This window comes from Candidatus Methylomirabilota bacterium, from assembly GCA_036001065.1.
Lineage (GTDB): Bacteria > Methylomirabilota > Methylomirabilia > Rokubacteriales > CSP1-6 > MNEF01.
In genome coordinates this window covers 1-12156 of record DASYUQ010000216.1, presented here as the reverse complement: position 1 = coordinate 12156, position 12156 = coordinate 1, and the positions used below count along the sequence as shown (strand labels likewise).

The following is a 12156-nucleotide window of genomic DNA, read 5'->3' as shown; positions in this document are numbered from 1 at the left end:
GCCGCACTCGCTGGCTTCTGGCCGTGCTCTTCGCCGCCCTGCTGGCGGCCTTCGCCGCCGGCATCTGGGGCACCCTCGTCAGGCCGCCCGCCTACGAGGTGAGAGGAGAAATCGTCGCCCGCCCCGCGTCCAACATGATCCTCGTCCGCCACGACGCTATCGCCGCCCTCGGCATGGGGGCGATGGAGCTGATGGCGGTCTACGCTGACCCCGCGCTCCTCGACGCGAGCGGGGCCCGGCCGGGCGACCGCGTCAGGCTCGCAGTCCGGCCGGTGGACGACCAGCTCGCCCTCATCCGGATCGACACCGTCCGCTGAGCGCGCAGCGGCGCTCTGCGCGCCGAGCCCCCGCACGTACTGCACCAGGGCCTCGATGTCGGCGTCGCTCAGGTGGAAGGCGAAGCCCGGCATCCCGGGCCGTCCCAGGGGCGCCCCGCCGTGCTTGATGATGTCGAAGAGGTAGCGGTCGGAGTGCTGGCTCATGCGGGCGCGGTCGGTGAGGTCGCCGGGACGGATCAGGAAGAGCATGGCCCGCCAGGAGCCGCGACCGTCGGCGCCGTGGCACTCTGCGCAGAAGCCGTAGTAGAGGCGCGCGGCCCGCGACGCCCCGGGAGGAGGCTTCGGGATGTCGAGCAGCCCGGCGAGCCCGCCGGCGAAGGCACCGATCACGCCCAGCGCGACCACGAGCGCGATAACGGGCCGGCCTCTGCGCATCGCGGTGAGATTAGCACGGCGGATCGCGGCATTTGGACGGCCGGGAGGCCGCGTGGTGCCTCAGAGGTAGGTGTGACCGAAGCCGGGCGTCGGTAACACTTCTTTTGAGTCGATGCGGCGTCTTGACAGGTTGAGCACTGCTGTCTAGACTCACGCCACTTTCAGAGCCGAGAAGCTCCTATCACCCGTCTCCCGGGAGGGACGCATATGCGTAGACTGATCCCCTTGAGATCCGCGATCGCCCTCGCCCTCGCCCTCGCCTTCCTCGCCTTCCTCGCGGGCTCGTACAGCGCGCCCACCCCGGCCACGGCCCAGGCCCCGATCCGGTGGAAGGTGCAGAGCGCCTGGCCCCCGACCTCGATCGTCCAGGACGCCGCGAAGCTGCTGGTGGAGACGATCGAGAAGACGTCGGGCGGGCGGCTCAAGCTGGAGCTGCTGCCCGCGGGCGCCATCGTCCCGGCCTTCGAGATCCAGGACGCCGTGAACCGGGGCGTGCTGGACGCGGGCCACACCACCCCCGGCTACATCATCGGGAAGCTGCAGGCCTTCATCCCCCTGACCCACGGCCCCCTCTACGGGATGGACTTCATCGATTACTTCGGCTGGTACTGGGAGGGGGGAGGACACGAGCTGCTCAACGAGGCGTACCAGAAGAACTTGAAGATGAACGTGGTCAGCTTCCAGGTCCACCCGGAAGGCCCTCAGGCGATGGGGTGGTTCAAGAAGGAGATCCGCACGTTCGCGGACATCAAGGGGCTGAAATACCGCATCTATGGCATCGGGGCTGAGACCTACGGCAAGCTGGGCATCAGCGCCGTGACCATCCCCGGGGGCGAGATCGTCCCGGCCCTGGAGCGGGGAGTGATCGATGGCGCCGAGTGGATCAACTGCTACGACGACAAGATCCTGGGCCTCGACAAGGTGGCCAAGTTCCACTACGCCCCGGGGATGCACGAGCCGGTGACGGTCGGGGAGTTCATCATCAACAAGACGAAGTGGGATGCGCTGCCGGCGGACCTGAAGGAGATCATCAAGACCTCCGTCCAGGCCGCGTACTGGGTCCACTTCGTCCGGTTCCAGGAGAAGACGGCGAAGGCGTGCCGGGAGTTGATCGCTCAGGGCATCAAGATCATCAAGACCACCGACGAGCTCAACAACCGGTTCCTCAAGACGTACGACGAGATCCAGAACGGGTACGCGTCCAAGGACCCCTTCTACAAGAAGGTGGTGGATTCCCAGACGAAGTACGCCGGCCTGATCGTCCCCTACCGGCTCTCCTACTGGCCGCCTTACAACTTCATCGGCGAGCACTACTGGAAAGAGAAGATCTGGCTGAAGTAGCGGCCTCGGCGGTCTGAAGGCATCGCGCGTGATGGGGCCGGCGCACCGCCGGCCCCTTCACGCGCTCGGGCATCATCGGCGCGCGTCCCGCCAGCAGTTCGGACGTATGTGCTACGCCCGCTCGGGCCTCGGTCCCGAGACACAGGAGGAGAACGCCTTGGCGACCCCTGCTCGCGGTGAGGCGAGGGCGGACGGACCCCCACCGGCGCTGGTGCGGATAGTGCGGGTGATCGACACCATCTCGGAGTGGTCGGGCCGGATCTTCGCCTGGCTGATCATCCCGCTGATGGTCGGGACCACGTACGAGGTGTTCGCCCGCTACGTGTTCAACGCGCCCACCATCTGGGCCTACGACCTCAGTTACATGCTGTACGGCAGCCACTTCATGCTGGGCGCGGCCTACACCCTCCTCAAGGGTGGCCACATCCGCACCGACATCTTCTACGAGAAATGGTCGCCCCGCACCAAGGGGCTGGTCGACGCCCTGCTCTACGTCCTCCTCTTCTTCCCCGGGATGATCTTCTTCTTCTGGATGGGGGGCCAGGAGGGCTGGCACTCCTTGCAGATCGGCGAGCGCTCGGACGCCAGCCCCTGGCGCCCGATCGTCTATCCGTTGAAGCTCGTCATCCCGGTCACGGCCCTGCTCATTCTCGTCCAGGGCGTCTCCGAGTTCATCAAGAGCGCCCACTTGGCACTCAGGGGACGGCCGCTGTGAGCCCCGAATACCTCGGCCTCGTCCTCCTGGCGGCGCTCCTGACGGGCATCTTCGTCGGCTTCCCCATCGCCTTCACGCTCATCATCCTCAGCCTCGTGTTCGGCTACATCGGGTTCGGCGACACCGTCTTCTACCTGATGGTCTTCCAGACCATCGGGCTCATGAAGGAGGAGACCCTGGCCGCCGTGCCGCTCTTCATCTTCATGGGGCACGTCCTGGAGCAGGCCGGGCTCATGGAGCGACTGTTCAATGCCTTCCGCCTCATCCTGGCCCCGGTGCGCGGCTCGCTCTACCTCGGGGTCCTCTTCACGTCCACCATCTTCGCAACGGCCACCGGGATCATCGGCGCCTCGGTGACGGTGATGGGGCTGATGGCCGGGCCGGCCATGATCAAGGCCCGCTACGACCCCAAGCTCTCGGCCGGGACCATCACCGCCGGGGGGACCCTGGGGATCCTGATCCCGCCGAGCGTGATGCTGGTCGTCATGGGCCCGATCGTCGGCGTCTCCATCGTCGTGCTCTTCGCCGCTGCCATCGTCCCCGGCCTGCTCCTGTCTGGCCTCTACATCGTGTACGTGATGATCCGGAGCTTCATCAACCCGGATCTGGGCCCTCCGCTGCCCAAGGCGGAGCGCGCCACGTCCTACGGTCAGATCGTGCGGGAGTTCTTCGCCGGCGTCATCCCGCTCGCGGTCATCATCTTCGCCGCGCTCGGCAGCATCATCGCGGGCCTGGCCACGCCGACCGAGGCGGCCGCCATGGGGGCCTTCGGGGCCGTCATGCTGACCATCTTTTACGGGCGGCTGAACTACGCGATGATGCGGGACGCCGCCATCAAGACGCTCCAGACCTCGAGCCTGGTCCTGTTCCTCGCCGTCGCCTCCAACGTCTACGGCGCCGTGTTCACCCGCCTGGGCACCAGCACCATGATCGCCAACACGTTGGTCGCGCTTCCGGTCCCCCCGCTGGTCATGCTGGCTCTCCTGATGTTCATCATCTTCCTGCTGGGATGGCCCCTGGAGTGGCCGGCGATCATCTTCATCTTCCTGCCGATCTTCGTCCCGGTGGTGCAGGCGCTGAAGTTCGATCTGGTGTGGTTCAGCGCACTGGTGGCGGTGAACCTCCAGACGGCGTTCCTGTCGCCGCCGGTGGCCATGGCCGCCTACTATCTCAAGGCGGTCGTGCCCCAGTGGGAGCTGCGCGACATCTATCGGGGGATGTTCGACTTCATGGTGCTCCAGGTGATCGGCCTGGCGGTCCTCTTCTTCTTCCCCCAGATCGCGCTGTGGCTCCCGAACCTCCTCTACAAGTAGCCGGGCGGTGATGCCAGCCGCCCGGCTCCGGACGCCTCGCTCAATCGGGCGCCTCCGCCAAACCTAATATCCCCCCTGGCACCGTGCCCGAGACCCCGGATCGTCTGCGCCGCCTGAGCCGCTGGTTCGCGCTCGTCGACCGTGTGAGCGAGCTCTCGGGCCGAGCCAGCTCCTGGCTCGTCATGCCGCTGATCCTCGGGGTGACGTACGAGGTCTTCGCGCGTTACGCCCTGAACGCGCCGACGGTCTGGGCCTACGACCTCGCCTACATGCTGTACGCGAGCATCTTCATGCTCGGTGCCGCCTACGCGCTGCGGCACGGCGCCCACGTCCGCACCGACTTCCTCTATAACGGCTGGTCCGATCGAAGGAAGGCGGTGGCGGATGCGGTGGGCTACGTCCTGTTCCTGCCCGCGCTGCTCTTCTACCTGCTCGCCCTCGGATCGCAGGCCCAGCACTCCTGGATGATCGGCGAGAAGTCGGTCGAGAGCGCCTGGCGTCCGCCGCTCTACCCCTTCAAGTGGATGATGGTGGTCGCGATGGTGCTGCTCCTGCTCCAGAGCGTCGTCGAATTCCTCCGCACGCTCGCCGCGCTTCGGCGGCCCCGCTCGGAATGAGCCCCGAGCTTCTGGGTGCGGTGATGATGGCGGCGCTCATCGCCGGCATCTGCGCCGGCTTCCCGATCGCCTTCACCCTCGTGGTGATCACGGTGGTGTTCGGGTACATCGGCCTCGGCCCGATGGTCTTCGACCTGATCGCGCTTCAGACCATCGGGCTCGCCAAGGAGGAGGTGCTGGCCGCCGTTCCCCTCTTCATCTTCATGGGCTACATGACCGAGCAGGCCGGCCTGATGGAGCGCCTGTTCCTGGCGTTCCAGCTCGCGCTGGCGCCCATCCGCGGCTCGCTCTACCTGGCCGTCATCCTCACCGCGACGGTCTTCGCCATGGCCACCGGGATCGTGGGGGCGGCGGTCACCGTGCTCGGCATCATGGCGGGGGGCACGATGATCAGGGCGGGCTACGACACGCGCCTCTCGGCGGGGGTGATCACCGCCGGCGGCACGCTCGGCATCCTCATCCCGCCGAGCGTGATGCTCCTCGTCATGGGCCCCGTGATGGGTGTCTCGGTGGCGAAGCTCTACGCCGCGGCGTTCGGCCCCGGCTTCCTCCTGTCCGCGCTCTATATCACCTACGCGATGGTCCGCAGCTATCTCACGCCGGCCCTGGGGCCGCCGCTGCCGCCCGAGGCGCGCGCGCCCTCCGTCACCGTGCTGGTCCGCCGGCTGGTGACCGGCCTGGTCCCGCTGGCAATCCTGATCTCTGCGACGCTGGGCAGCATCCTCGCCGGGCTCGCCACCCCGACCGAGGCCGCGGCCACCGGCGCGTTCGGCTCGATCGTGCTCGCCGTCGGCTACCGCCAGCTGACGTGGGGGCGTCTCCGCGACGCGATGATCAAGACGCTGGAGACCACCAGCATGATCGTGTTCCTCGCCCTGACCTCGAACATGTTCGGCGCCGTCTTCGCGCGGCTGGGGACCGCGACCGTCGTGACCGACGCGCTGCTGGAACTCCAGGTCCCGCCCTTCTTGATGCTGCTCGTGCTGAACGCGATCTTCTTCGTCCTCGGCTGGCCGTTCGAGTGGCCGACCATCGTCCTGGTCTTCCTGCCGATCCTGCTCCCGATCGTGCACGCGATGAAATACGACCCGGTCTGGTTCGCGACCCTGATCGCGGTGAACCTCCAGACGACCTTTCTCTCGCCGCCGGTGGCGATGGCCGCCTACTACCTGAAGGCGGTCGTGCCCCAGTGGGAGTTGGGCGACATCATGCGCGGGATGATGGCCTTCCTGGTCCTCCAGGTGATCGCCCTGCTCGTGGTCATGCTGTACCCCCCGATCGCCCTCTGGTTGCCGAACCGCCTCTTCCCTTAGACGCGTGACTCCCGAACCCCCTCTCGTGCGCGTGAATCGTCGGGGCCGCGCGTCCCGATCGAGACCCGGATCGCCTGGGAGAAGGACTGTTCCGATGGAGGTGACCGCGTGAGCTCACCCCTCGGCGCGTCGACGCCGCCCCCGGCGCCTGGCGCGGTGGACCGGGTGGTCAGGGCCATCGACGCCGTGAGCACGGCCACGGGCTGGCTCGCCGGCTGGCTGATCGTGCCGATGACCCTCGCCGTGGCGTACGAGGTGGCCGCCCGCTACGCCTTCAACGCCCCGACCCGCTGGGCCTACGACACTACCTACATGCTCTACGGCGCCCAGTTCATGCTGGCGGCGGCCTACACCCTGCTCAAGGGCGGGCACATCCGGACCGACGTGTTCTACGAGCGGTGGTCGCCGAGGACCCGGGCGACCATCGACGCGGTCTCCTACGTGTTCTTCTTCTTCCCCGGCATGCTCTTCGTCCTGTACGCGGGGACGGTGGAGGCGTGGCAGGCCTGGGAGATCGGCGAGCGTTCAGGGATGAAGATCGGCCAGAACGCGTGGCCACTCTACCCGTTCAAGGCGGTGATCCCGCTGACCGCGCTCCTCCTGGTACTCCAGGGCGTCTCAGAGCTGGTCAAGTGCGTGCGCGTGATCCGGGGGCGCCCCCGGTGAGCCACGAGCTGGTCGGCTTCGTCCTGCTCGGCGTCTTCTTCTTCGCCATCTTCATCGGGTTCCCCGTCGCCTTCACCCTGATCTGCCTGTCCCTCACCTTCGGCTACTTCGCGCTCGGCGACATGGTCTTCTACCTGACCGTGCTGCAGACCATCGGGCTCATGAAGGAGGAGGTCCTGGCCGCGGTGCCCCTGTTCATCTTCATGGGCTACCTCCTGGAGGAGGGCGGCCTCATGGAGCGGCTCTTCCGCGCCGTCCAGCTGCTGCTGGGGCCGGTGCCCGGCTCGCTCTACGTCGCGGTGCTCCTCACCGCCACCATCTTCGGGATCGCCTCCGGCACCGTCGGGGCGACGGTGGCGGTCGTCGGCATCATGGCGGCGTCGACCATGGTCAGGGCGGGATACAGCCCGCGGCTCTCGGCCGGGTCCATCACCGCCGGCGGCAGCCTCGGCATCCTGATCGCACCGAGCGTGATGCTGGTCGTGATGGGGCCGGTGATGGGCGTCCCGGTGGCCGACCTCTACGCGGCCTCGTTCGGCCCGGGCTTCCTCCTGGCGGGGATCTTCATCGCCTGGACGCTCATCCGCTGTCTGATCAATCCGCGCCTCGGGCCGCCGCTGCCGCCCGACCAGCGCGCGGCCTCGCTCCGCACGCTCGCGGTCGAGTTGACGCTCGGGATGCTTCCCCACGTCGTCCTGACCGTGGTGACGCTGGGGCCGATCCTGGCCGGCATGGCCACGCCCACCGAGGCGGCCGCGGTGGGTGTCCTGGGCACGATCGTCATGGCCGCCGCCTACCGGACGCTCTCCTGGGCGCGGCTCAAGCAGGCGATGATCCTGACTGCCCAGCAGTCGAGCATGATGCTGTTCCTCGCCGTCGCCTCCAACATCTTCGGTGCGATCTTCACGCGCCTCGGGTCGGCCACGCTGATGACCGAGACCCTCGTCGGGCTGCCCCTGCCACCCATGGGCACATTGCTGGTGGTCATGTTCCTCATCTTCCTGCTCGGGTGGCCCTTCGAGTGGCCGGCGATCGTCTTCGTCTTCGTGCCGCTGCTCCAGCCGGCCATCATGGCCCTCAACTTCGACCCGCTGTGGTTCGCGATCCTGATCGCCGTGAACCTCCAGACCGCGTTCCTGTCACCGCCGGTGGCGATGGCGGCCTATTACCTCAAGGCGGTGGCGCCGGACTGGAAGCTCACCGACATCTACCGGGGGATGGCGGAGTTCATGGTGCTCCAGGTCATCGGGTTGCTGCTGCTGATGTTGTTCCCCGGGATCGCCCTGTGGTTCCCGCATTGGCTGTACGGGGCGTGAGGCGGGCCGGCCGATGCGCGCTCTGGTTCCCGAACTGGCTCTTCGGCGAATAGCGCGGGGCCCCGGGGGCGCGCTCCGGCGGGCGGCCGTCCCACTAGTGCCGTTCCAACTTGTTGATACTAAATCTGTCCACGAACGACGTACACGGTGCCTTCCTAGGCGCGAATAGTTGGAACGGCACTAGCCCCTTGACAAGGCCCGTCGTCCAAGCCTAAATCACTGAATCCTCGGCCCCAGAGGCCCAAGGAGGTTCACCGATGAGCGACCCCCGACCCGTTCCGAGCGACGCGACCGTCAACCGCCGCGACTTCATTCGAGTTACGGGCGCCGGGGTCGCGGGGGCGTCACTGCTCACGATGCTCGAGGCCCGCCAGGCGCCGGCCCAGCTCCGGGGCACGAGCCTGCGCGTGCTGACATGGAGCCACTTCGTCCCGGCGTACGACGCCTGGCTCGACGACTTCGCCAAGAACTGGGGTGAGAAGAACGGGGTCCGGGTGCGGGTCGACCACATCCCGCACCTCGAGATGCCGGCGCGCTTCGCCGCCGAGTTCGCGGCGGGCACCGGGCACGACCTCATGCAGTTCAACGGGCAGATCTTCACCGGACAGTACTACCGGCACCTGGTGGACTTCGGCGACGTCGCCACCGCGCTCGAGAAGAAGTACGGCAAGTGGATGGAGAGCTCCAAGAGCGCGGCCCAGGTCAAGGGCGCGTGGTACGCCATTCCCGACTACTTCATCGCCATCCCGGTGCTGTGGCGGAAGGATCTTTTCGACTCGGTGGGCCGCCCCGAGCCCAAGACGTGGGACGATCTGAGAACGGCGGCGCGCCTGCTCAAGCCCAAAGGGCATCCCACCGGGATGCAGTTCTCACACTGCAACGACGCCAACCACAACTGGCGGGCGCTCCTCTACTGCTTCGGCGCCAAGGAGACCGATCCCTCCGGCGACAACCTCACGCTCGACTCCAAGGAGACGCGGGAGGCGCTCCGCTTCGCCAAGGCGATGTACGACGAGGGCATGACGCCGGAGGTCTTCTCGTGGGACGACGCCTCCGACAACCGGTTCCTCGCCTCCGGCGTCGGCTCCTGGATCCACGACGCCATCTCGGCGTTCCGGACCACCCAAGACACCAACCCCAAGGTGTTCGAGCATACCTACTGCGTGCCCGAGGCGGCGGGCCCCGGGGGGCAGAAGTGGAACGTCGGCGAGCCGATCATCTGGGCCGCGTGGAAGTTCTCCAAGAACACCCAGGGCGCCAAGGAGTTCGTCACGGCCATGGTGGACGCCCAGAAGGACGCCATGCTGGCCAGCCGCGGCTACAACATGCCGTTCCTCAGCGGCCATTACTCGAAGAACATGCCGGGACTCGGCAACGACCCGAAGCTGGCCGTGCTTCAGGAGCAGCACAAGATCACGGCGTTCTTCGGTCACCCGGGGCCGATGTCGCCGCCGGCCCAGGAGGTGCTCACCACCTTCATCATCCCCGACATGTTCACGCGGGTGGCGCGCGGTGCCGCCATCGAGGACGCGATGAAGTGGGGTGTCGGAGAGATCCGGCGCATCTACGCTAAGCACAAAGCCTCGTAGCGGATGGCTGAGACGACGGGCGGAAGCTCCTCGCCCGGAACTTCGCTGGCCGTCGCCGTCGGCGGGCGGGCCCGGGTGCTGTCGTGGTGGCGCACCCCGACCGCCCGCCGTTATGTCTTCGGCTACACGCTGCTGGCGCCGGCCGTGCTGTACGTCGGGCTGCTGGTCGGCGTCCCTTTCGTCTTCTCGCTTTATCTCTCGCTGAGCGACGCCACCGTCGGCGATCCCCTGGCCAGGTTCGTCGGCACGGCGAACTTCACGGCGGCGCTCGAGAACTCGGTCTTCTGGACGGCCGTCAGGAACACCTTCGTGTTCACTATCGGCGCCGGCATCATGAAGGGCCTGCTGGGGACGACGCTGGCCTTCCTGCTCGTCCAGCCCTTCACCGGGCGGCGCGTGATCCGCGCGCTGGTCGTCATCCCCTTCACGCTGCCCATCGCCGTCAGCGTGCTGGGATGGAAGTGGATGTTCGACTCGCAGTTCAGTGTCGTCAACTGGGCGCTGAGCCGGCTCGGGGTCATCGGCGGCTATGGCTCGGCCGACTGGCCGGTCTGGCTCGGCCAGCCGAACCTGGCCCTCTTCTCCGTGATGTTCGTCAACGTGTGGCGCGGCTTCCCGTTCAGCGCGATCGTGCTGCTGGCGGGCATGACCTCGGTGCCGCCCGACATCCTCGAGGCGGCCAAGGTGGACGGCGCCAATTTCCTGCAGCGCTTCCAGAAGGTGATCGTGCCGATGATCGCGCCGATCCTCTTCATCGGCGCCGCCTTCGACACGGTCTTCACGCTCTCGGACCTCAGCATCGTGTACCTGCTCACCAACGGCGGCCCGGACGGGGCGACCGAGATCCTGCCCACGCTCGCGTACAACACGGGCATCCGGGCCGGCGCCCTCGGCCGCGGGGCGGCCATCTCCCTCTTCCTGTTTCCGGTCCTCCTGCCGTTGATGATCTTGCTGCTCCGCACGCTCCGCCGGAGGCAGTACTGATGGCGCGCCTCCGTCTCGCGTCGCCTCGCTTCGTTCTCGGATTCACGCAGGCTCGCCTCGCGCGCGGAGCGCGCTGCGGCTTCGCACCCCCACGCCGATCCTCACGGACAACAGCGTACGCTCCGGTCGGCTCCTCGCTCGGGCCTCGCGATGCTCGCGACCTGGAGGCGCGCTGATGGCGGCGCGCGGAGATGGGCCGCCCCAGAGCCGGCGCTCCAAGGAGATGCGGCGGCACCTACTGATCTATCTGGGGCTGGTCCCGTTCCTCGTCATCGCCGTGTTTCCGATCTTCTGGATGGCCATCACCGCGCTCAAGCAGGAGGCGGATCTGTACCGGATGGACGCGGTGCCGTTCTGGTTCCACCTGCCACCCACCTGGAAGAACTTCGACTTTCTCTTCCAGCGCACCTTCTACGCGGATTGGATCGTCAACACCATGTCGATCTCCTTCTGGGTCTCGGCCATCACGCTGCTCACCGCGGTGCCGGCCGGTTATGCGCTGGCCCGCCTGCGCCTGCCGTTCGCCGAGAACCTCGGCATCGGAATCTTCATGACCTACCTGGTACCGGCTATCATCCTCTTCATTCCGCTCGCGCGCGTGGTGAGCTTGCTCGAATTACAGGATTCATGGTGGTCGCTGGTCGTCGTGTACCCGACCTTCACGATCCCCTTCTGTACCTGGCTGCTCATGGGATTCTTCAAGACGGTGCCCTTCGAGATCGAGGAAGCGGCGATGATCGACGGCTGCGGCCAGCTGGGCGCGCTGCTCCGGGTCGTCCTGCCGGTGAGCTGGCCGGGGGTGATCACCTCGGTGATCTTCTCCTTCACGCTCTCCATGCAGGACTTCCTCTACTCGCTGGCGTTCGTCTCGATCTCCGAGCAGAAGCCGGTGCCGCTGGGGGTCGCTACCGAGCTGATCCGGGGCGACGTCTATTTCTGGGGCTCGCTCATGGCGGGCGCGCTGCTGGTAGGCGTGCCGGTGGCCATCGTGTACAACCTGTTTCTCGACAAGTTCATCTCCGGCATCACAGGGGCGGCCATCAAGTAGGTGTCTCTAGCGCATCGCGTTTTTCGGGGAGGGCAGCGATGAGACTCAGGGGCTTCGTCGCAGTAATCGCGGCACTGGTGGTGTTCGTGGGCGGCGCGCAGGCGCAGTACTACGGGGGCGGCGGGACGGCTCCCGCCCAGGCCCAAACCGGCAAGCCGGCGCTCGAGAAGGGCGTGAAGGCCAGAAACCTCGTCACGTCGCTGGGCGGCTTCCGGGGGACGGCCAACGTGCCTGTCGTCCTCACCGGTCAGATCGTCGAGATCGAGCCCGGCGGGCAGACCGGTCGGCAGCGCCACCTGGTGCCGTCGTACATCTACGTGCTCGAGGGCACGCTGACCACGAACAGCGAAGGCGGACCGGTGGGCGTCGCCGGCGCCCAGTACCACAGCGAGGGCCAGTCGTACATGGACGCGCTCGGCGTCTGGCACAACCACTCGAACGCGGGTCAGAAGCCGGTGAGGTATCTCCTGCTGCTGATCGGCACTCCGGGCGGCTCGACGACGCAAAAGGCCGGCGCCGACGACTAGTGCCGTTCCAACTA

General features: G+C 67.1%; 12 protein-coding genes. All 12 read left to right on the top strand.

Annotated features, from left to right (window positions below; translation table 11 throughout):
- Positions 1-23 precede the first annotated feature (23 nt).
- Complete coding sequence (locus tag VGV13_20695; GenBank protein ID HEV8643504.1) at positions 24-317, top strand: copper-binding protein; 294 nt, start codon at positions 24-26, stop codon at positions 315-317.
- A gap of 603 nt (positions 318-920) precedes the next feature.
- Positions 921-2054 carry a TRAP transporter substrate-binding protein gene (locus VGV13_20690; GenBank protein HEV8643503.1) on the top strand — a complete coding sequence of 378 codons (1134 nt, stop codon included), beginning with the start codon at positions 921-923 and terminating at the stop codon, positions 2052-2054.
- Between the two features lie 226 nt (positions 2055-2280).
- Positions 2281-2769 carry a TRAP transporter small permease subunit gene (locus tag VGV13_20685; GenBank protein ID HEV8643502.1) on the top strand — a complete coding sequence of 163 codons (489 nt, stop codon included), beginning with the start codon at positions 2281-2283 and terminating at the stop codon, positions 2767-2769.
- The gene (locus VGV13_20680) at positions 2766-4082 is read left to right on the top strand and encodes a TRAP transporter large permease subunit (protein ID HEV8643501.1); all 1317 of its coding nucleotides are present in this window, start codon (positions 2766-2768) and stop codon (positions 4080-4082) included. The genes VGV13_20685 and VGV13_20680 overlap by 4 nt, the downstream gene beginning before the upstream one ends.
- Positions 4083-4165: 83 nt before the next feature.
- Positions 4166-4699, top strand: a complete 534-nt coding sequence (locus VGV13_20675; protein ID HEV8643500.1) for a TRAP transporter small permease subunit — start codon at positions 4166-4168, stop codon at positions 4697-4699.
- Positions 4696-6012, top strand: coding sequence for a TRAP transporter large permease subunit (locus VGV13_20670; protein HEV8643499.1), 1317 nt, complete (start codon positions 4696-4698; stop codon positions 6010-6012). The genes VGV13_20675 and VGV13_20670 overlap by 4 nt, the downstream gene beginning before the upstream one ends.
- A gap of 108 nt (positions 6013-6120) precedes the next feature.
- Positions 6121-6678 (top strand): TRAP transporter small permease subunit, encoded by a 558-nt coding sequence (locus tag VGV13_20665; protein ID HEV8643498.1) that lies wholly within the window; start codon positions 6121-6123, stop codon positions 6676-6678.
- Positions 6675-7994 carry a TRAP transporter large permease subunit gene (locus VGV13_20660; protein ID HEV8643497.1) on the top strand — a complete coding sequence of 440 codons (1320 nt, stop codon included), beginning with the start codon at positions 6675-6677 and terminating at the stop codon, positions 7992-7994. Before VGV13_20665 ends, VGV13_20660 begins: the two co-directional genes overlap by 4 nt.
- 257 nt (positions 7995-8251) lie before the next feature.
- Positions 8252-9583: an extracellular solute-binding protein gene (locus VGV13_20655; protein ID HEV8643496.1), complete on the top strand. Its 1332-nt coding sequence runs from the start codon at positions 8252-8254 to the stop codon at positions 9581-9583.
- A gap of 3 nt (positions 9584-9586) precedes the next feature.
- A complete protein-coding gene (locus VGV13_20650; protein ID HEV8643495.1) occupies positions 9587-10567 on the top strand; it encodes a sugar ABC transporter permease in 981 nt (326 codons plus the stop codon).
- Between the two features lie 175 nt (positions 10568-10742).
- On the top strand, positions 10743-11615 hold the full coding sequence (locus VGV13_20645) for a carbohydrate ABC transporter permease (protein ID HEV8643494.1): 873 nt from the start codon (positions 10743-10745) through the stop codon (positions 11613-11615).
- 38 nt (positions 11616-11653) lie between these two features.
- Positions 11654-12142 carry a cupin domain-containing protein gene (locus VGV13_20640; GenBank protein ID HEV8643493.1) on the top strand — a complete coding sequence of 163 codons (489 nt, stop codon included), beginning with the start codon at positions 11654-11656 and terminating at the stop codon, positions 12140-12142.
- Positions 12143-12156 lie beyond the last annotated feature (14 nt).